The organism is Yersinia sp. 2542 StPb PI (assembly GCF_048593855.1).
Classification (GTDB): domain Bacteria; phylum Pseudomonadota; class Gammaproteobacteria; order Enterobacterales; family Enterobacteriaceae; genus Yersinia; species Yersinia enterocolitica_E.
In genome coordinates this window covers 16,597-36,378 of record NZ_JAZGQA010000010.1, presented here as the reverse complement: position 1 = coordinate 36,378, position 19,782 = coordinate 16,597, and the positions used below count along the sequence as shown (strand labels likewise).

The following is a 19,782-nucleotide window of genomic DNA, read 5'->3' as shown; positions in this document are numbered from 1 at the left end:
ATGATATTCAACTACACCCTCAGTGATGCACAGCGTTGGGCTGCGTTTTCCGGCGATTACAATCCGATCCATTTTGATCTGCAACATGCACAACGGTTCGGCCAACAGGCACTTACCGTACATGGTATGCGTGCGATGTTAGATATCAAATATCAGCTCAGTGCTGGGTTATTACCCTGCTTGCCTGCAACGGATTTTCTGCGTTTTAACACCCGTTTACGTCAGCCGGTTCTGTGCAACACCCCCTACTACCTGCAACTCGAGCAAGGGGCAGGGCAAGCCAGTGGCAATCTGGTGGATATTGGCAGCGGCGAAAACTGTTTTAACAGCAAATTGCGCAGCGCACCGGCGTTGGTATTGTCAGAAAGCGAGCATTGGTCGGTCCTCTCGGCGGATAACCTTCATCAGTTAAGTCAACAGTATCCAGGAGATGCTACGCAACCCGCTGAATGTTGGGGGTTTTTCGATGCATTGCTGTTTAAATTATTAGTCGCCGCCCCACAAACACTGGCCACCGCTAAACAGGTGTTACCGGGCATTCAGGCTGACACCTTGATTGATGTCTTTAAGCATGTGCCAGTCATCCAGACTCACCATGACGTGCATTTCAGTGCTGAATTTATGGGCGTCAATAACCCAAATTTATTTGTCCGTGGCGCATTGCGCTACAGCATCGAGCCAACACTTATTGTCGGTAATGCCGATGATGGGTGGGTATTGCGCGCCGCTATTCAGGCCCGCTTAGATGCTGGGGCATTAATTACCACCGCTGTAACATTAAAAACGTGGCCATTAGCCGCGCACTAAATAAGGATAAGACCATGGAAAAGTATCAACACGTCTATGACACCGTTTGTGAAATGTTATCTGACGCCAAAGATCTGGAAATGTCGGCATTGTCACCGGATATGCCGCTGCATCAGCTAAAACTCGACAGCCTTGATTATGTCGAACTGATGGTGCTGGCAAAGCGCGAATTCGGGGCGACGCTGAATGCGGAAATGTTTATGGAAAATCCAGATATGACTTTAGGCGAGCTTTGCCAGAAGTTGGCAGAACAGAAGAAATAATATTATGAGTAGGCAATGGGTATTAATTACCGGTGGCAGTCGTGGTATTGGCCGTGCTTTGGTCGAAGAACTGGCCAAAGAGTGGAATGTGGTCTTTACCTGGCGCAGCGGTGAGCAACAGAGTCACGATGTGATAGCAAGCTGTGCGGGCCTGCCCGGCTGGGTAACCCACTATCGTTGTGATGGTAGCGACGAAGCGGATGTCGACCACCTCGCGCCACAACTGCTGGCGAAGTATGGTGCGCCCGGCGCGGTAATCCATAATGCGGGTATTACTGGTGATGGCCTGCATATTCAGCAAAATGGCGATAACTGGCGCAATGTGATGAACACCAATTTGAACGCTATCTTCTATTGGAATAAGCACCTATTGCCGCCGATGATCATGCAGGGCGAGGGCGCAGTTTTGCTGATGTCGTCGGTAACCGCTAGCAAAGGCAATGTCGGGCAGAGCGCATATGGTGCCAGTAAAGCCGCAATGATTGGCCTTGGCCGCTCATTGGCGCTGGAGATGGGACGTTTTGGTATCCGGGTTAATTGCCTGCTGCCGGGGATAATCGACAGCGATATGACGCGCGCGATGCCTGCCGATGCCTTAAAAGGCTTGCGTAAACAGATACCACTACGGCGTTTAGGTGATGCGCAAGAAGTCGCCCGTGTCAGTGCTTTTATGATAGGCAATGACAGCCGCTATATGACCGGGCAAACACTGGTATTGGACGGCGGATTGACCGCCTAATTCAGGTTGCCTGTTCAAATGCACTTGGCCTGATCCCATCCTGAATTTGGTATGGATGGCGGGCAAAATCCCACTTTTCGCGGTGTTGTTATCCACGTATTTGTCGGGTAATCGGGGGGCCAGCCCCCCTTTATATCGTAGGTCGACATATCGTAAGTCGACACAGGATAACGGCGGTTACACCCAACCCTTGGTGCGGAACATTTTTAGCACCGAGACAAAGGCCATCATCTCTTCCGGCGTCCCTAACGTGAGGCGGTTCCAACCCACCGCGGGGGGAAATTCACGCCCGACAAACACGTGATATTGTTTCATGCGGTTTTGATAGGTTTTCACATCCCCGTTCACCTGATGAAAAACAAAGTTCGCCTGCGACGGAACATAGGATAATTTCAGTTCGTCCAGGGTCTGAGTAACAATTCGACGCGCCTGATCGGCTGACTGGCGGCTGTATTGTACAAAGGCTTTGTCTTGCAACGAGGCTAAAGCCGCCGCTGCGCCGGCGGTATTGGTGTTATCCAGCGAAACAAAGTTTTCCACCGCGGCTATCAGTTCTGGATGCGCGATACCATAACCTACCCGAAGGCCCGCTAGCGCGTAAATTTTGGAGAATGTCCGAGTAACCAACAGATTTTTGTGGCCGGCTTGAACCAGCCCGATAGCACTGCGAAATGCAGGATCGCTGACAAACTCGGCATAAGCCTCGTCGATGATAAACAAGGTTTCCGGTGAGGCATTTTTAATCCAGGCTTCAATAAGGTTTGCCGGGGTAATGGTCGCGGTAGGGTTATTCGGATTACACAGATAGACGATTGAACGCCCTTTGAAGCTGGCGACTTTCTGCTGCATTACAGGCAGGTCAAATGCCATTTCTTTGGTCAGAACGACTTTCTCAATGGGAATGCCAAAAGGCTTGGCATAGAGTTCGGCGTAGTTAAATGTAGGGTCCGGCACCACGAGCTGGATTGGTGTATTCGCAAGTTCAGCCTGGCGGATAACCGCTTGAATGACTGCCTGAATCGTCTCTGATGAGCCATTCCCCAGCGAGATATTCTCAGTTTTGAGTTGGTATTGTGTGGCGATATTAGCAATCAATTGTTCGCGGGCAGCATCGGGGTAGCGAAATGCAGTCGGCAACGCGGCGATAATCGCCTGATGCGCTTTGGGTGACACTCCTAACGAGTTTTCATTAAAATTCAACAGCAGTGGCTGCTGTTCAGTAGGGATCAGCGGTTGTGCGTTTATCTTAGAACTTTTGGCCTGAGCCGTTGAAATAAAGTTACCCAGTGTTAATCCGCCCAGTAATAGACCGGATGATTTTAAAAGTGTACGACGATCCATGCTAACTTCCCCTGTATACCCCTTTACTTGTAGTTATAGGTGTATTAGCGACGTTCACTCACCCGAATGGCTTACTGACGTAAGTTGAACTGGATTAATGAGCCTTTTGAGATTCACCCTACGGGCATGGCATACATGCTGTTCAAATCAGTTCATAACCGATTTTCCCTTCATCTACCGCTCACCTGCAACTACAACTTCTTTGGGTATAACGCTCTGTTACATTTAGTTATAAGTGGGATGAGCATAGCCTGAGGCCTTATTTTTAAGCAATATCTTTTATCATAAACTCATTTTTTACCAGTAACTTACAAGATTATTCTTATCACTATCGGCGAATTCAATTTAGTTTGGGCTATTGGCTATTCATGGCGAAGATATCCGTTACCAAATGGATAATAGCCCCTCAACATCCAGCCGGTATTGCGGGGGGAATACTCGTTATTGACGCGGAATATATCCCCCTATCGGCCTTTCCCGACCCGTCATCGTGATGCTGCTCACAATAATTTGTGCAGTTGCCTAAAAAAACACGTCTTTATTGCCAATTTTGCAGCCAATCTCCTAATGACTAATGCAGGGTTATCTTCAATACTGGTAAGGTGAAATGATATTCCATTTAAATAGATCCGATGTTTTATTATTTTAAGTGAGTTAAATCATCATAAAAAATAGGGGTTTACTGCGTTAACTGACCAGAGACTCAATGAATTATAAAGGCAGGTAATCAGGTGAAAATAATATCAGTAGATGTAACCGTTTTTTCTTATCCGACCCGACGTGTTTCTGATACCGCAGGGCACTCGCATCCAGGCGCAGAGTCCTTAGCCAAAATGGCCATGCTGACGCTGACCACTGACGAAGGTGATTGCGGTTATGCATTTGCACCACCGGAAGTGATTCGCCCGCACATCGTCAATAGCTTCTTTAAAAAAGTTCTGATTGGGCAAAACCCGTTTGACCGCGAACGGTTATGGAATGATCTGGTGCATTGGCAGCGCGGCAGTGCCAATCAGTTAACCGACCGGGCGCTGGCCATTGCCGAGCAAGCCATTTGGGATTTGTTGGGGCGCAAACTGGGTCAGCCAGTCTATAAATTGCTGGGCGGATATCGCGACAAAGTATTGGCTTACGGTAGCACCATGTGTGGTGATGAGTTAGCTGATGGATTGTCGACCCCGGATGAGTATGCGCGTTTTGCCGAGCAACTGGTCGCCCGTGGCTATAAGGGGATTAAGCTGCATACCTGGATGCCGCCAGTCTCTTTTGCGCCAAGTCCGCAGATGGATGTTCGTGCTTGTGCGGCGGTGCGTGAAGCCGTCGGCCCGGATATTGCTCTGATGCTGGATGGCTACCATTGGTACAGCCGCAGTGATGCCCTCTATATTGGTCGCGAACTGCAAAAACTTAATTTCAGTTGGTTCGAAGAGCCGATGGAAGAGCAGAGCATGGCCTCTTACTGCTGGCTGCGGGAAAACCTGCAAATTGACATTATCGGACCTGAAAGTCTGGCCGGTAAATACTTTAGCCGTGCTGATTGGGTGAAGGCCGGTGCCTGCGATATTTTACGCGCTGGCGTCCAAGGCGTGGGCGGTATCACACCTTGTCTGAAAGTGGCTCATCTGGCGGAATCGTTCGGCATGGATTGTGAAATCCACGGCAATGGTGCGCCGAATCTGGCGGTAGTCGGTGCAATCCGTAACTGTCGTTGGTATGAGCGTGGGTTGTTGCATCCATTCCTGGATTATGACGAGCCTGCCGCGTATCTCAACAGCATCATTGACCCGATGGACAGTGATGGCTATGTCTCTCTGCCGACGAGAGCAGGCTTGGGCGAAGATATTAATTTCGATTATATCGCCGCCAATACCCTTAGTGCTTGAAGCCGCGGCAGTGCGAGCTGCCTACCTGCGACTCCAATCACTTTGGGGATAACTCTATTGTATCGACCTATAAAAACAAGCATTCAGATCTAGCCTTTTCTTACCGGAGATGGTCCATGAACGCGATAATAATAGTAAGAACACTCCTCCTTACCCTACTGATCACCCTGACGTCGACCGGCGTCAGTGTCGCTAAAACACCCGATGACCAACTGATTGTTGGCATGAATATGAATAACCTGCTGTCGCTCGATCCGGCAGCCATGACCGGCAATGATGCTGTCGCTATCATTGTTAACCTGTACGACTCTTTGGTGGAACTGGATCCACACACTCCCAGTAAGGTACTGCCCGGCGCTGCCACCGAGTGGAAAATCAGTGACGACGGCAAGTTGATCACCTTTACGTTGCGTGAGGGTATGAAGTTTCACTCCGGCAATCCCGTGACGGCGGCAGATTTTGCCTGGTCGATGAACCGCTTGATGCATCTGAATCTGGCACAGGCCACCACCTGGAAATCCTACGGTTTTACCGCCGATAACGTGGAGCAATTGATCCGCGCCAAAGATCCACTGACGGTCGAAATTGAGTTACCGAAACCCACCGATCCCAAGCTGGTAATTTATTCATTAGGTACTTTAGGCAGTGGATCGATCCTTGATCGCGCCACCGTCATGCAGCATGAGAAAAACGGTGACTGGGGTAATGGCTGGCTGACCACCAATGAAGCTGGCTCCGGCCCATTCAAACTGGATGTTTGGCAGGCAAAAGATGTGTTACGTATCAGCCGGGTAGATAATTACTGGCAAGGTGACGCCAAAATGAAGCGGGTGATATTCCGCCACATGACTGAGTCGCAGGCGCTGCGCTTAATGATTGAAAAGGGCGATATTGATATCGCCAGCGGGATGTCGGTACCGGATATCAATGCGCTGAAAAGTAACCCGCAAATCCAGGTTGATGAGGTCCAGCGCGGCACTATTTATTATGTCGCGATGAGCCTGAAAGAGCCGCATTTCGCTAACCCTAAAGTACGGGAAGCGGTGCGCTACCTGGTTGATTATGATGGTATTAATAAAACGATTATGCCGGGTTATGGCATCTTCCATCAACGGCCAATCCAGAAGGGTATGGATGTCACGCTACCGGATCCCGGCTACAAGTTGGATGTGGCTAGAGCTAAAGCATTGTTAGCAGAAGCCGGCTATCCCGACGGTTTCACCACCACCCTGCGGGTATTGTCTGATCCGCCGTTTATTAATGTCGCCACCTCGGTTCAATCGACACTGGCACAGGCAGGGATTCAGGCCAAAATTCTGACGGGCACCGGTAATCAGGTGTATGGCGCAATGCGTGATCGTCAGTTCGATATGCTGGTGGGCCGTGGTGGTGGTGGTGTCGATCCGCACCCGCACTCCAGTTTGCGTTCCATTGCCTATAACCCCGATAACAGCGATGCCGCCAAACTGACCAACTTCCAGGGTTGGCGCACTTCATTCTATGATCAACAACTCAACTCGCTGATCGACAACGCGTTAATCGAGAAAGATCCGGCTAAACAGAAGCAGATGTACATTGAAGTTCAGCAGCGTTATGACGCGCTATTCCCAGCCATTTTGCCGATTTCCCAAATGGTTGATTCGGTCGTCGTGCGTAAAGACGTGATGGATTATGTACCACATCCGTCGACCACAACCCGCCTGTTGCAGGTGTATAAGCAGCGTTAAACCGCTGCATGTTGGGGGAGATAGCATGAATGTTTCAGATTGGATGGCGCCACACGGGATCGTACGGCGTTTATCGAAGCGCTTTTTGCAGGTGGCCGTGACCTTATTCGGTTTATTGATTCTTACTTTTATTATTGGTCGGGTGATGCCGATTGATCCGGTACTGGCGATTGTGGGTCAGGATGCGGATCAAAGTACCTATCAGCAGGTCTACCTGCAATTGGGGCTGGATAAACCGCTATGGTCACAGTTCTTTATCTATTTTAACTCACTGATCCACGGTGATTTGGGCAATGCCTTACTCACCGGCCGTCCGGTAGTGGATGACATTATCCGGGTCTTCCCGGCCACCATTGAGCTGGCAACCATGGCGATTCTGGTCGGGGCTGGTCTCGGTATCCCGCTGGGGGTCATGGCGGCAGCACGTCGCGGCAAGTTTGCCGACTATGTGGTGCGGTTTATCAGTCTGGCGGGTTACTCAACTCCGATTTTCTGGGTGGGCATGATGGGCCTGTTGGTGTTCTACGCCTGGCTAAACTGGGTGGGGGGCGCGGGTCGGGTAGATATGGCCTACGACGGTTTAGTTGATCGCCGCACCGGCTTATTGTTGATTGATTCGGCGCTGGCGGGGGAGTGGGAGGTGTTTCGCAGCGCGGCAAACCATCTGGTGCTGCCCGCTACCATTCTCGGTTTCCACTCGCTGGCCTATATCAGCCGTATGACCCGCAGTTTTATGCTGGCGCAGTTGTCACAGGAATACATCATTACCGCCAAAGTGAAAGGATTGTCAGAGTTTCAGGTGCTGTGGGGCCATGCATTCCGCAATATTCTGGTGCAATTGCTGACCGTGGTGGCACTGGCCTACGGCTCATTACTGGAAGGCGCAGTCTTGATCGAAACCGTCTTTTCATGGCCCGGTTTTGGCTCTTATCTGACGGGCAGTCTGTTATTGGGTGACATGAATGCGGTGATGGGCTGTGTATTACTGGTGGGGCTGATCTTTGTTTCACTGAATTTACTGTCTGACATGCTGTATCAGATCTTCGACCCGAGGACGAATCAATGATGCTTTCCTCCGAACCCGATAATGTCGTAGCGCGCCCTGAGATGAAACCTCAGGGATGGAAGCGCGGGCTACGGCGGGTAGTTAATTTCTTCCGTTTGTTAATGGGCAACCCGCTGACGGCTATTGGTGTCGCTATCATCGGTTTGCTGTTAGTGGTGGCATTCTTGGCTCCGTGGCTGGCGACCCATGATCCATTGGCGCAAGATCTCAATAACTCACTACAGGCACCCGGTAGCCAACACTGGTTTGGCACCGATGAGTTTGGCCGTGATCAGTACAGTCGGTTGATTTATGGTGCCCGTACCACGCTGTATATCGTGGCGCTGGTGTCAGTGACTGTTGGGCCAATCGGCCTGTTACTGGGGGTGGTGGCGGGTTACTTCGGCGGTAAAGTCGACAGTATCCTGATGCGTATTACCGATATTTTCATCTCATTCCCGAGCCTGGTGCTGGCGCTGGCTTTTGTCGCGGCATTAGGCCCCGGTCTGGAGCATGTGGTTATTGCTATTACCCTGACGGCATGGCCGCCGATTGCCCGTCTGGCAAGGGCGGAAACCCTCTCTTTGCGTAATGCGGACTTTGTTTCTGCGGTTAAATTGCAGGGCGCGTCGCCACTGCGGATCTTGCTGCGTCACATTGTGCCACTGTGCCTGCCGTCGGTAATCATCCGTATCACCATGAATATGGCCGGTATCATTCTGACTGCTGCTGGTCTGGGCTTCCTTGGTTTGGGTGCTCAGCCACCGGACCCTGAGTGGGGAGCGATGATCTCCAGTGGCCGCCGTTACATGATGGAGTGCTGGTGGCTGGTGACAATTCCTGGTCTGGCGATTCTGCTGAACAGCCTGGCATTCAACTTCCTAGGAGATGGCCTACGTGACATTCTTGACCCCAGAACAGAATAAATCAGTGCCTTTGCTGGAAGTGGATGACCTGCGGGTTAGCTTCGTCAATGGCAAACAGGTGACCGACGCGGTGCGTGGTGTTTCGTTTTCCCTTGGTAAGGAGAAACTGGCGATTGTCGGTGAGTCTGGTTCGGGTAAATCAACGGTTGGCAGGGCGCTGCTCAAGCTGCATCCGGCCAGCGCGCAGATCCACGCTAATAGGTTGCGCTTTGCCGAAGTGGATTTGCTGAACGCCAGTGAAGCCCACATGCGTGAAGTGCGTGGTAAACGTATGTCGATGATTATGCAGGACCCAAAATACTCGCTCAATCCGGTGGTGTGCGTGGGTGATCAGGTGGCAGAAGCCTATCTGGCGCACCATAAAGTCTCGCGACAGGAAGCGCGCGAGCGCGTATTGGCGATGTTTGATGTGGTGCGTATCCGCCAGCCACAAAGGGTGTATCACCTCTATCCGCACGAGGTATCCGGCGGGCAGGGGCAGCGCATCATGATAGCGATGATGCTGATAACCGGGCCGGAAATGGTGATCGCCGATGAGCCAACCTCGGCACTGGATGTCTCGGTGCGTTTGCAGGTATTGGCGATGCTGGATGATTTGGTGCAAGAGCGTGGCTTGGGGCTGATCTTTATTAGTCATGATATCAATCTGGTGCGTAGTTTCTGCGATCGGGTGCTGGTGATGTATGCCGGCCGGGTCGTGGAGTCGATCGCGGCCTGTGACCTTGATCAGGCGCAACACCCCTATACCCGTGGTTTGCTAAATGCATTACCGGATATCGGCAACCGCCGTGATCGCTTGCCGGTTATGGTGCGTGATCCGGCCTGGATGAATGGTTAAGGAGCCTGTTATGTCTGCAAATGCGATGATTGAAATCAATAACCTTAACCTTATTTTTGGTGAAGGCAGCCAGCAGAATCAGGTGCTGTTTGATGTTAATCTGACGGTGAATAACGGTGAGATTTTTGGCTTGGTTGGGGAGTCCGGTTCGGGTAAAACCACAGTGCTGAAATGCCTGGCGGGGCTGTTTAACCATTGGAGCGGTCAGCTAACCTTGAATCAGATCCCCCTGGCACACCGGATTGAGCGTGAGCGCTGCCGCCATGTTCAGATGGTGTTTCAGGATCCCTATGGTTCGCTGCACCCGCGTCATACCATCGAATACATTTTGTCTGAGCCACTGATTATCCATGGCATTGGTGATCGCGACCAACGGATCGACACTATTTTAGATAAAGTGGGCCTCAACCGGCAGTTTCGCCAGCGCTATCCCCATCAGCTCTCGGGTGGGCAGCGCCAGCGCGTCGCCATTGCGCGGGCATTGATTCTCGAGCCGCGGGTATTGCTGCTGGATGAACCGACCTCGGCTCTGGATGTGTCGGTGCAGGCAGAGATCCTTAATCTGCTGGCTGAGTTGCAACAGCGGGAGAAGCTAACTTATCTGATGGTAACTCATGATTTGGGGGTCATTGCTCACCTTTGTCATCGGGTCGCGGTGATGCAACATGGCCGGATTCTGGAAACACTGAACACTGAGGATTTGACCACTGACTGCGAAAAAACCGCCTATACCCATATGCTGGTAGATGCCAGCCGCCACTATAGCCGTGATTTGGCGCAAAAAGCCGCCGAGATGTCGTAATAGCCTCAGGCGCTTCTGTGAGGGAGCGCCTGTACCTTAGGACTCATCAGCCATCTTCTTAAGCCACTGAATAAACGCGTTAATCTTTGGCCATTGCCGGTCGGATAATGTTGAAATGTAATAGCGTTGTTCACATCTGACTTCCATGTCGGGGAACGGCATAATCAACTCTTGGTTTTCCAACCGTTTGTTGACCAGCTTTTTACGGCCCATCGCCACCCCAACGTGATTTATGGCGGCGATAATCGCTAAATCGGAGCGATCAAACCCCATGCTGCGCTGGGTAGGATCAAGATCAAAACCGATTTGCTGACTCCAGCTATTCCACTCACTGCGATCGGAGTCATAGCTCCAGGCTTGCCGATCGTGCAGTAAGGTGCACTGCCGCAGATTGATCAGATTGCCGTGTAACTGATGTTTTTCCGCATATTCCGGGCTGCATACGGGGACCATCGATTCATCCATCAGGTGCTGATATGACAGTTTCTCCGGCGTTTTATCATCGAAATAAATCGCTAAATCAATGCCGCCGCCCTGAAAGTTAACATTCTCATTACCGGTCAGAATATTCAGGCTAATGGCAGGATAGCGATGGGCAAAGTCCGCCAATTTCGGTACCAGCCAACATTGGGCGATAGATGGCCGGGAATAGACGGTTAATGTACCGGACAACTCCTGATTTTTTATCTCCAAAATTTCCTGATTCAGGTACTCCAGCGACGATTTAAGCACCCAAAAGACACGTTCTCCCTCGCCGGTTAGCTCCACTTTACGATGAAAACGCTGGAACAGTTTGAACCCTAACTCCTCTTCCAAACTATTGATCCGGTGGCTAACGGCACTGGGGCTGATGGATAACTCATCAGCCGCCAGCGCAAATGAGCTGTGCCGCGCGGCAATTTCAAAGGTATAGAGTTTGGATAGCTGATAACCATTAAGCAGCTTATTACGGGTGATATAGCTTTTTTCCGGGTACATGGCGGCGGCTCAGACAATCATTTTTGACTAAATAGCATACCGTATTTATTGCTGGAGCAGACATTTAGGGTTATCTAATGTGATGCAAACCTGAATAAATCATAAAACTTTGACCAATATTACATGTTTGGGTCAATCCAGTTCATCTTAAGCTTAGTTTTCATCATTTGTCAGCCCCGGCTAATTCTTATTCAATAGTGATAGAACTTATTATTAGATGAGGTTGGCTATGGACTCACAAATATGGGTAGTGGGTACGTTATTATCAAGTATCATTATTATCATCTTCACCATTGTAAAACTGAAAATACATCCTTTTCTGGCGCTATTATTAGCCAGTTTTTATGTCGGGCTATTAATGGGCATGAATCCCATTGAGATGGTTAACTCCATTGAAAGTGGGATTGGCGGGACGCTGGGCTTTTTAGCCGCAGTGATCGGGCTGGGCACCATTTTAGGCAAAATGATGGAGATTTCTGGTGCGGCAGAGCGCATCGGTATCACCTTACAACGTTGCCGCTGGCTATCACCTGATGTCACGATGGTGTTAGTTGGATTGATCTGTGGCATTACGCTATTTGTTGAAGTGGGGGTGGTGTTATTGATTCCACTGGCTTTTTCCATCGCAAAAAAGACCAATACCTCGCTATTAAAACTGGCAATCCCGTTGTGTACGGCGCTAATGGCCGTTCACTGTGTGGTGCCACCGCATCCGGCAGCCATGTATGTCACCAATGCCTTAGGGGCTGACATTGGCACTGTGATTGTCTACGGGCTGGTGGTTGGGCTGTCAGCATCATTAATTGGTGGGCCGTTATTCTTGCGGCTAGTGGGTAATCGACTGCCCTTTAAAGCGGTACCGCAAGCGTTCTCTGAAATTAAAGTGCGCAATGAAGATGAATTGCCATCTCTGGGTGCAACCCTATTTACCGTGTTACTGCCCATTATTCTGATGTTGGCGAAAACCGCCGCAGAACTGAATATGGAAAAAGGCACTCCGCTATATTCAGTATTATCGTTTATCGGTAACCCCATTACCGCCATGTTTATTGCCGCATTTGTGGCCTACTACATGCTGGGCATTCGCCAAAATATAGGTATGAGTACGCTGCTGGCTAAAACCGAAGATAGTTTCTCCTCGATTGCTAATATCCTGTTGATTATCGGTGCCGGTGGGGCATTTAACGGCATATTAAAAGCCAGTGGTTTGGCAGATACGCTGGCGGTGATTTTATCCAATCTGGATATGCACCCGATTCTACTGGCCTGGTTGGTGGCATTGATTCTGCATGCGGCGGTTGGCTCGGCTACGGTAGCAATGATGGGGGCGACGGCGATAGTGGCACCGATATTACCGATGTATCCCAATGTCAGCCCGGAAATTATCACCTTGGCGATTGGCTCTGGTGCCATTGGTTTCACCATCGTCACTGACTCGCTATTCTGGTTGGTAAAGCAATACTGCGGTGCCACCCTTAATGAGACATTTAAATATTACACCACCGCGACTTTTATCGCCTCGGTGATCGCATTAGGTACTACCTTCCTACTTTCTTACATCATATGACCGAAAAGAGACATGCTATGAAACACACTGAAATTGATAAATTGATTACCGACTTTCCTTTGGTCAAAAAGCTTATCAATTTAGAGGAGGTCACTTGGTTTAACCCGTTATCGACCATATTGGCAGAGGGATTGCCGTATGTCGGATTAACGTCGTGGGATGTGGCGGATGCCGAGGCACGGCTGCAACATTTTGCGCCCTATCTGTGTCAGGCATTCCCTGAAACACAAAAGACTCACGGTATTATTGAATCTGATATCGTGGCGATTCCCACCATGAAAGAGACGTTGCAACAGCGATACGGCGTTGAAATTAGCGGTCGACTGTTATTAAAAAAAGATAGCCACCTGCCGATTTCTGGTTCGATTAAAGCGCGTGGCGGCATCTATGAAGTGTTAACCCATGCTGAAAAATTGGCGCTACAGGCTGGGCTATTGGCCGAAACCGATGATTACAGCAAACTGTTCTCAGATGATTTCCGCCAATTTTTCAGCCAGTACAGTATCGCGGTGGGGTCTACCGGTAATCTGGGGATGTCGATTGGCATCATGAGTGCCAAGCTGGGGTTCAGTGTCAGTGTGCATATGTCTGCCGATGCGCGTGAATGGAAAAAACGTAAACTGCGTGAACACGGCGTAAATGTGGTTGAGTATGCACAGGATTACGGCGTGGCGGTGGCACAAGGGCGCAAAGAGGCAGAATCTTATCCGAATTGCTTCTTTATCGACGATGAGAACTCGCCAACACTCTTTCTTGGCTACTCGGTGGCAGGCAGTCGGCTGAAAAAACAGTTTGCCGAGCAGCAGATTGTGGTTGATGAAAACCACCCGCTGTTCGTTTATCTGCCTTGCGGGGTTGGTGGCGGCCCCGGTGGTGTTGCTTTCGGCCTGAAGCTAGCGTTTGGTGACCATGTGCACTGTATTTTTGCCGAACCAACCCATTCACCTTGCATGTTGTTGGGGGTGTACACCGGCCTGCACGATGGTATTTCCGTGCAGGATATCGGTATCGACAACATCACCGCCGCCGATGGTTTGGCGGTAGGGCGGGCATCAGGGTTTGTTGGCCGTGCGATGGAGCATTTACTGGACGGTTTCTATACCTTAAGTGATGCTGAGATGTACGATCTGCTCGGCTTGCTAAATCGCGATGAAGGTATTCAGTTGGAGCCTTCGGCACTGGCTGGAATGCCGGGTGCAGCGCGGGTAAGTCAGTGTTCTGACTATTTAAGTAATAACCACTTTAGTGCTGAGAAAATGCAGAATGCAACCCATCTGGTTTGGGCTACCGGCGGTGGGATGGTACCTGCCGAAGAGATGAAAAAATATCTCGCAACAGCGAAGATTTGATTTCATGAGATGATAACAATATAAAAACGGGGTAAATGATTACCCCGTTTTTATATGGGGGATTATGTTATCGGCTGGGCGTCGCCAGCGATATCTGTACTCTCAGCCCTTGAAGGTCTGAAAATTGTTCTCCCAGACGCTCAACCCTATATTTATATTGGCACCATCAATTGGCTATTAATGATAGTGACTATATTTCTGGCTGTATTCTTTAAATCCTCTGAAAACCTGGCTGCAGCTTACGGTATTGCAGTGTCGTTAACGATGTTGATGACGTCTGGTTTGTTATTTGTCGCTATGCGCAAGATATGGCGTTGGAATTTACCAACCAGCATGTTAGTGGCGGGGGGATTTCTTATTATCGATACCAGCTTTTTAATCGCTAATCTTATCAAAGTGTTGGACGGCGGTTATATCCCGCTGCTGCTGGCGACCGTGGTCTGCACTGTCAGGTGGTAGAGATTAGCCGGCGGGTCGCTATCTAGCCAATTAAAAGCCGCCAGCGTAAAATTTTCCACTGGCGGCTGAGTATGTTACTGCGGTTTAACGTTTAGCCCTTACTGCCCCGGGCGGCAATAATCGTATCGGCGACATTACGTGGTGCCTCAGCATAGTGCTTGAACTCCATGGTATAGGTGGCACGGCCTTGCGACATGGAACGCAGCACGGTGGAGTAACCGAACATTTCGGATAACGGCACTTCTGCGCGGATAATCTTCCCGCCGCCAATCATCTCTTCCATGCCTTGTACCAAGCCACGGCGAGAGGAAAGGTCGCCCATCACATTACCGGCGTACTCTTCCGGTGTTTCTACTTCCACACTCATCACGGGTTCCAGAATCACCGGTGACGCCTGTTTGACCGCTTCTTTAAAACCAAAGATGGCAGCCATTTTAAACGCCAGTTCCGATGAGTCCACTTCGTGATAGGAACCGAAAGTCAGTGTTACTTTCACATCCACTACCGGATAACCGGCCAATACACCGGTATTGGTGGCTTCGAGTACACCTTTCTCTACCGCACCAATATATTCACGCGGGACCACACCGCCTTTAGTTGCATCAACAAACGCAAAGCCGCTGCCCGCTTCCTGCGGTTCGAGGGTAAAGACCACATGGCCATATTGCCCCTTACCGCCAGACTGGCGCACAAATTTGCCTTCGACGTCAGTCACGGTTTTACGCACAGTTTCACGGTAGGTCACCTGTGGTTTACCGATATTGGCTTCCACACCGAACTCACGTTTCATCCGATCGACAATTATCTCCAGATGTAACTCGCCCATACCGGAAATAATAGTCTGGCCTGATTCCTCGTCAGTACGGATACGGAACGACGGATCTTCTGATGCCAACCGTTGCAATGCGATCCCCATTTTCTCCTGATCGACTTTGGTCTTCGGTTCAATCGCTTGCGAAATCACTGGTTCGGGGAACTCCATCCGTACCAAGGTAATCACGGTATCCGGGTCACATAACGTCTCGCCGGTGGTGACATCTTTCAAACCGACACAGGCCGCAATATCACCGGCGCAGATTTCATCGACTTCAATGCGGTTGTTGGCATGCATCTGAACAATACGGCCAATACGCTCTTTCTTGCCGCGAATCGGGTTATAAACGCTATCACCTTTTCGCAACACACCGGAGTAAACCCGCACGAATGTTAACTGGCCGACGTAGGGGTCAGTCATCAGTTTAAATGCCAGTGCCGAGAATTTTTCATTATCATCGGCGCGGCGACTGACTTCATTGCCCTCTTCATCAGTGCCACTGACCGGTGGGATATCGACCGGTGACGGCATCAGTTCAACCACCGCATCCAGCATCCGTTGCACGCCCTTGTTTTTAAAGGCACTGCCGCACATCATGGGTTGTATTTCGCCCGCAATGGTACGGATACGCAGACCTTGGGTGACCTCTTCCAGCGTCAGGTCACCGGTCTCCAGATACTCGGTCATTAGCGCCTCAGAGGCTTCAGCCGCTTCAGCGACCATCTTCTCGCGCCACTGATTGGCGGTTGCCAGCAAGTTTTCCGGGATCGGGGCGTAACTGAATGTCATACCCTGAGAGGCTTCATCCCAGATAATGGCCCGCATCAAACGAAGATCTACCACACCGATAAAGTGCTCTTCACTGCCGATCGGAATCACAATGGGCACTGGATTGGCCTTCAGGCGGTCAATCATCATCTGCCTAACGCGGAAGAAATCAGCACCTGGGCGGTCCATCTTATTGACGAAAGCCAATCGTGGCACGCGGTATTTGTTGGCCTGACGCCAGACCGTTTCTGATTGTGGCTGTACGCCACCGACCGCGTCATACACCATCACTGCACCGTCGAGTACCCGCATAGAGCGTTCCACCTCAATGGTGAAATCTACGTGCCCGGGGGTGTCGATAATATTAATACGGTGTTCCGGTAAGGTACGGTCCATACCTTTCCAGAAGCAGGTCACGGCAGCCGATGTAATGGTAATGCCACGTTCCTGCTCCTGAGCCATCCAGTCAGTTGTCGCGCCACCATCATGCACTTCACCCAGCTTATGACTGACGCCGGTGTAGAACAGAATACGCTCAGTGGTGGTTGTTTTACCGGCGTCGATGTGGGCGGAGATACCGATGTTACGATAGCGCTCGATAGGAGTTTTACGTGCCATATTAAGTCCTTAAAAGATAATGGCAATTTCGGGGCGGGCGGTTTGCTGCTCTGCCGGGAAGTTGTTAAGTGATGATCTTGGTTGATCAATCGGTCGAGAGCAGTATAGTCCAATTGTACGAATATACACGTACAATTTGATTATTTGTTCTTAAAATATGCAATAATGGCGGCGTACAACGGCTGAGGTAGCTTTCAGCATGGCATAAGAATTAATTGTAGGGTCGACATGGCGTATAGGCTATATTGCGGCGCGCTAAGCTGTGTAGCGGTAACCAAATCAGGCGTGCTGGCCTGTCACTTATCTATAGGAATACTATGATTGCAAATCACCCTGAGCGTGAGCAGATCCGGCTGGAAAATGTGCTGACGGCTTTAGGTAATCCGCTGCGGTTAGCGGTAGTACGTAGGTTGGCGGCTGGTGGGGAGCATGCATGTGGCACCTTAGTGCAAGGGTTGTCTAAATCCACCCTGACCCATCATTGGCGCGTATTGCGGGAAAGCGGTGTTATCTGGCAGCGGCCTTGCGGGCGCGAGAGTTTGCTATCACTGCGACGCGATGATATCGATGCCCGTTTCCCCGGTTTATTGGATGTGTTGTTGAGCGCGGTGGAGAATGATGCAACCACCGATGAATCAACGGCGAAGCATCTGCCGGAGTGAGTTGAGGGCGACAGTGGCTATTTGCCGCCCTCAGTCAAAAGGTTAAATCTCTTGGGCGTGCGCCAAAACAAAATCTTCCGCTTCTTTCGACCACAAACCGTCGGTTTTACGCAAAATAGCCTGGAGTTGCTGTAATAACGGCAGCACTTGTGATTGACTCATCAACTCACTTAATGATGTCAGCGGGATATTTTTACCGGTATAGACCAATTTCTTACCACCAATAATCTGCGGTAGATTTAAGGTGGTCTCTGCCGCGTCATTTAAACCCAGAATATGGGAGACCACTTTGCCGGCATTCACCTTCTTCGTTTCAATTAATTTTACCGCTTCGCGCATATCATCGGTATTACCGCCAGAGGTACCGACATAATGGGTAAATGAATAATGGATATCGTAGAAATTAACCGACGCCATAAAATTCTTATCCTGCGGGCCGGCAAAGAAATTAAAGCAGCCGTCCGGTGCCAATAAGCTTGAAGCCAGGGTGACTAATTCTGCAGAAGGTACGAAGACAAATATATCGTCGTAGCCTTTTCCGCCAGTCAGAGCCATTAAACGCTCAAACTGATCCTCTGTTTGTTTGGTATTGAGATAATGTACTGCTGTTGATGATTCGCTCGGATACAGGCGGGCGGCATAGTCTAGTTTTTGCTGGTGACGGTCAGTTATCACCAGTAATTGTGGATTGACTGGCCCGTGCAGCGCGTAATCAATGGCCAATAATCCCATCGGGCCAGTACCGCCGAGAATTAGCACATTCCCACCAGGTTTTATGCCCATTTTATGCTGGTATGTGCCGGGAATAAGATGGTAATTGGCGTTAAATGCGCCGATAACACAAGAAAGTGGTTCTACCAAGGATCCTTCGAAATAGCTTTCACCTTCATAAGGCAGCAGACAGTCTTGTTCCATCACCTCATTAGGGATAACCACATGGGTGGCTTCGCCGCCGACATAAGGGAATGAATAGCCTGGGCAGTCAGGGCGGTCGGGTAATTGCAAGTTGGCTTGAATCACATAACGGCTGCCGGGTTTAAATTTATGCTGCCATTTTTGACCCACTTGTAAAATATCACCGCAAAATTCATGGCCGATAATAATCGGATTTTCTGCCACATTATCCGGCACCTTTTTATGCTCAGCCCCCAGATTGGCCTCTTTCCACGAAGAAAGACAAATACTGTCGGTCACTACCGTGGCCAGAATTTCATCATCATTTATTTCCGGTAAGGTGAAGCTTTCCAGTCGTAGGTCATTCTTACCATATAAACGCAATGCTTTGGTCTTCATTTGGAACCACCTCAATCATTTTTAAATATAAAAAAACAGCAGATCGAATAAAAAATCTCCCCGGCATAAATCAGGAAAGAATGCCAAGCCATGAGCCTAAAATACCAAGGCCAAACAAGGAGAAGATAAGCCAGATAGGGTTAATTTTACGTTTGAGTAATCGCATCATTAACAGGGTTAGTGCCAGTGCCAACAGGCCGGGACAGAGCTGATCCAGAATGTTTTGCACCGTCATGGTTACCGTGCTGCCGTCCTGTGCCGGTGTTTTCGAAATCACCAGTGGCACATTGATGCTGGTCCATTTGGTGACCAAAACCCCCATGATAAACAGGCCCAGAATGGACGCGCCTTCCGTCAGTTTTTGTAGCAGATTGCCGCCAAGGTCTTTGACGATATTGACTCCCTTGGTAAAGCCGTATTGCAGGCCAAACCATTTCAATGCCAGACGAACAGAGTTGAAGGATAAGAAGAACAGTATCGGGCCTAGTACATTGCCATTTAGCGCCAGCGAGGCCCCCAAGGCTGCGGTTATTGGGCGTAAGGTTCCCCAGATCAATGGGTCACCGACTCCGGCCAATGGCCCCATTAACCCGACTTTCAGACTATTAATTGCCCCTTCATCAATGTCGGCCCCATTGGCTCGCGCTTCTTCCATCGCCGCCGTCACCCCGATAACCGGGCCACAGACGGCGGGAGTGGTGTTGAAGAACACTAAATGACGTTTTAAGGCAGCAACCTGATCTTCTTTCAGTGGGTACAAACGCTTGATTGCGGGCACCATGTCATAGCAAAAACCTAAGCCGTGGATACGTTCATAGTTAAAAGAGGCTTGTTGTAAGTTACTGCGTAAGAACATTTTAAACAGATCAGAGCGAGTTAATTGTTTGTGAGGTGTGCTCATTT

The 19,782-nt window shown here is 50.0% G+C and carries 17 protein-coding genes and 1 pseudogene; 13 read left to right on the top strand and 5 right to left on the bottom strand.

Translation table 11 applies throughout. The annotated features are described in order from the left end of the window. Genes V1952_RS02895 through V1952_RS02885 form a run of 3 tightly spaced genes read left to right on the top strand, consistent with a single transcriptional unit; the run spans window position 1 to window position 1,809 of the window. Window positions 1–807 carry a hypothetical protein gene (locus V1952_RS02895; RefSeq protein WP_420074287.1) on the top strand — a complete coding sequence of 269 codons (807 nt, stop codon included), beginning with the start codon at window positions 1–3 and terminating at the stop codon, window positions 805–807. A gap of 14 nt (window positions 808–821) precedes the next feature. After that, a complete protein-coding gene (locus tag V1952_RS02890; RefSeq protein WP_042568505.1) occupies window positions 822–1,070 on the top strand; it encodes an acyl carrier protein in 249 nt (82 codons plus the stop codon). 4 nt (window positions 1,071–1,074) lie between these two features. Beyond that, window positions 1,075–1,809 (top strand): SDR family NAD(P)-dependent oxidoreductase, encoded by a 735-nt coding sequence (locus tag V1952_RS02885; RefSeq protein WP_372558081.1) that lies wholly within the window; start codon window positions 1,075–1,077, stop codon window positions 1,807–1,809. Between the two features lie 177 nt (window positions 1,810–1,986). Here the strand turns inward: V1952_RS02885 and V1952_RS02880 are convergent, their stop codons facing one another. Continuing rightward, a complete protein-coding gene (locus V1952_RS02880) occupies window positions 1,987–3,150 on the bottom strand; it encodes a pyridoxal phosphate-dependent aminotransferase (RefSeq protein ID WP_420074286.1) in 1,164 nt (387 codons plus the stop codon). 731 nt (window positions 3,151–3,881) lie between these two features. On the opposite strand from V1952_RS02880, the gene V1952_RS02875 reads away from it, so the two are divergent. From V1952_RS02875 to V1952_RS02850, 6 genes are all read left to right on the top strand, one after another. Further along, on the top strand, window positions 3,882–5,033 hold the full coding sequence (locus tag V1952_RS02875) for a mandelate racemase family protein (protein ID WP_372558083.1): 1,152 nt from the start codon (window positions 3,882–3,884) through the stop codon (window positions 5,031–5,033). A 224-nt stretch (window positions 5,034–5,257) separates the two neighbouring features. After that, window positions 5,258–6,760, top strand: coding sequence for an ABC transporter substrate-binding protein (locus V1952_RS02870; protein WP_372559828.1), 1,503 nt, complete (start codon window positions 5,258–5,260; stop codon window positions 6,758–6,760). 25 nt (window positions 6,761–6,785) lie between these two features. Beyond that, complete coding sequence (locus V1952_RS02865; RefSeq protein WP_420071410.1) at window positions 6,786–7,826, top strand: ABC transporter permease; 1,041 nt, start codon at window positions 6,786–6,788, stop codon at window positions 7,824–7,826. A 41-nt stretch (window positions 7,827–7,867) separates the two neighbouring features. Further along, window positions 7,868–8,731 (top strand): ABC transporter permease, encoded by an 864-nt coding sequence (locus V1952_RS02860; protein ID WP_072088690.1) that lies wholly within the window; start codon window positions 7,868–7,870, stop codon window positions 8,729–8,731. Next, window positions 8,694–9,569: an ABC transporter ATP-binding protein gene (locus V1952_RS02855; protein WP_372558084.1), complete on the top strand. Its 876-nt coding sequence runs from the start codon at window positions 8,694–8,696 to the stop codon at window positions 9,567–9,569. Before V1952_RS02860 ends, V1952_RS02855 begins: the two co-directional genes overlap by 38 nt. Window positions 9,570–9,594: 25 nt before the next feature. Beyond that, window positions 9,595–10,371, top strand: a complete 777-nt coding sequence (locus V1952_RS02850; protein WP_083163844.1) for an ABC transporter ATP-binding protein — start codon at window positions 9,595–9,597, stop codon at window positions 10,369–10,371. Window positions 10,372–10,407: 36 nt separating this feature from the next. On the opposite strand, the gene dsdC is transcribed toward V1952_RS02850, so the two are convergent. Next, on the bottom strand, window positions 10,408–11,349 hold the full coding sequence (gene dsdC / locus V1952_RS02845) for a DNA-binding transcriptional regulator DsdC (protein WP_372558085.1): 942 nt from the start codon (window positions 11,347–11,349) through the stop codon (window positions 10,408–10,410). Window positions 11,350–11,578: 229 nt separating this feature from the next. Here dsdC and dsdX point away from each other — a divergent pair, with 229 nt between their 5' ends. The 3 genes and pseudogenes from dsdX to V1952_RS02830 all read left to right on the top strand — a co-directional run. Further along, window positions 11,579–12,916 (top strand): D-serine transporter DsdX, encoded by a 1,338-nt coding sequence (gene dsdX / locus V1952_RS02840; protein WP_420071409.1) that lies wholly within the window; start codon window positions 11,579–11,581, stop codon window positions 12,914–12,916. Between the two features lie 17 nt (window positions 12,917–12,933). Continuing rightward, the gene (locus V1952_RS02835) at window positions 12,934–14,265 is read left to right on the top strand and encodes a D-serine ammonia-lyase (protein WP_420074285.1); all 1,332 of its coding nucleotides are present in this window, start codon (window positions 12,934–12,936) and stop codon (window positions 14,263–14,265) included. A gap of 150 nt (window positions 14,266–14,415) precedes the next feature. After that, a pseudogene (locus V1952_RS02830) lies at window positions 14,416–14,706 on the top strand (KUP/HAK/KT family potassium transporter); the annotation flags it as partial. Between the two features lie 109 nt (window positions 14,707–14,815). On the opposite strand, the gene fusA reads toward V1952_RS02830, so the two are convergent. Beyond that, window positions 14,816–16,924, bottom strand: a complete 2,109-nt coding sequence (fusA, locus tag V1952_RS02825; RefSeq protein ID WP_420074284.1) for an elongation factor G — start codon at window positions 16,922–16,924, stop codon at window positions 14,816–14,818. 317 nt (window positions 16,925–17,241) lie between these two features. Between fusA and V1952_RS02820 the strand changes: the two genes are divergently transcribed. Continuing rightward, entirely contained in the window at window positions 17,242–17,586 is a 345-nt protein-coding gene (locus tag V1952_RS02820; protein ID WP_005181869.1) for an ArsR/SmtB family transcription factor, read from the top strand. A 42-nt stretch (window positions 17,587–17,628) separates the two neighbouring features. On the opposite strand, the gene V1952_RS02815 is transcribed toward V1952_RS02820, so the two are convergent. Continuing rightward, entirely contained in the window at window positions 17,629–18,879 is a 1,251-nt protein-coding gene (locus tag V1952_RS02815; RefSeq protein WP_420074283.1) for a zinc-binding dehydrogenase, read from the bottom strand. A 70-nt stretch (window positions 18,880–18,949) separates the two neighbouring features. Beyond that, window positions 18,950–19,780 (bottom strand): PTS system mannose/fructose/sorbose family transporter subunit IID, encoded by an 831-nt coding sequence (locus V1952_RS02810; RefSeq protein ID WP_083160339.1) that lies wholly within the window; start codon window positions 19,778–19,780, stop codon window positions 18,950–18,952. Window positions 19,781–19,782 lie beyond the last annotated feature (2 nt).